The 1,058-nt window shown below is 47.1% G+C and carries 1 protein-coding gene; it reads right to left on the bottom strand.

All coding sequences use genetic code 11. The annotated features are described in order from the left end of the window. Positions 1 to 1,043: MtrB/PioB family decaheme-associated outer membrane protein (locus R8O10_RS23990; protein WP_318191796.1), on the bottom strand; the 1,043-nt coding region annotated here is incomplete at its 3' end. Positions 1,044 to 1,058 lie beyond the last annotated feature (15 nt).

Below are 1,058 nucleotides of genomic sequence, written 5' to 3'. Positions count from 1 at the left end.
ATGACTTCAAATCGATACGAGTTCGCCTCGTTATCAGGATATTGGTAACCACCAGATGTGGTTGAAGATTTACTGTCCGCTTGGCTGTAGCTGTAATCAAATGAGATAGAAAGTTTGTCGTCCAGCAGTCGCTCTTTACTCACACCAAAACCAATGGTTGTGATGTCATCTTTGAGCTTGGTGGTGTAGCGATTCCAGCCGACAATGTCAGAGTTTGCTTGTTGTTGCTCGGAGCGGATGATCTGTTGATTGTAAAAAACATGCCCGCTTAATCCGTCGAGTAAATTGAAGTTGAGGCTGAGGTCGTAGCCGTAATCTTCCCCTTCGCTTAAACCAATATCAGGTTTTGCATAGTCATCATTTCCGTACCAAAGTTCTGCAAGTAGCTGGACATCGTCTGTCATGTCATAACTGCCGTCGCCACGGAGCTCAATCCTCTCTTTGTCGGCTAAATAGTATTGGCGCAAATTAGGCGAGTCGTTGCTGTCGTCCTGCCAATCAGAGCCATCGCGGAAAGAGTAGGAGACTTTACCGCCTAGTTGCCACGGACTGTTTGGTCTGTACTGAGCACCAACAAAAACGCGTTGTTCATCGGTACGTTTTCGGTCGGCATAGCTTCGCTCGTCTTGTTTGAAGTGATAACCCGCATTCACCTTCACATCAGACGCAACACGATGCGTTAACGTTGTTTCCAGTTTGGTTTTTGTGTGGTCGTATTTTTCTCTTGTAGAGCCGATGATGTTGTTTCTATCGGAGTTATCGTCTTTGTCTGAATAGTCCGCAGAAATGGCGAAAGCTGTGTCTCGCGAAAGCTTGTTGTGGTAATCCGCGCTCATTTGCCAAGTGTTGGTTTCGCCATGGAATGTATTGGAGTTAACGGGGGACTGCGGAAACGGATTTAACCCGCCTTCAGAAGACGTTTGTGACCAAAGTAAGCGGCCACTGAACGTTTGTTGATTCAACCGATAATTCCCCGTGACAGCAAACTGGTGAAAGTCGTTGTCAGGCTCATACGCAAGGTGGTTGGCGTAAGGGTTGGTAATGCCGCCGTAATAGAG

The organism is Vibrio sp. 1727 (assembly GCF_033344415.1).
Taxonomy (GTDB): Bacteria; Pseudomonadota; Gammaproteobacteria; order Enterobacterales; family Vibrionaceae; genus Vibrio; species Vibrio alginolyticus.
Note: the sequence above shows the minus strand (reverse complement) of the source record. Positions and strands in the feature narration are given on the sequence as shown.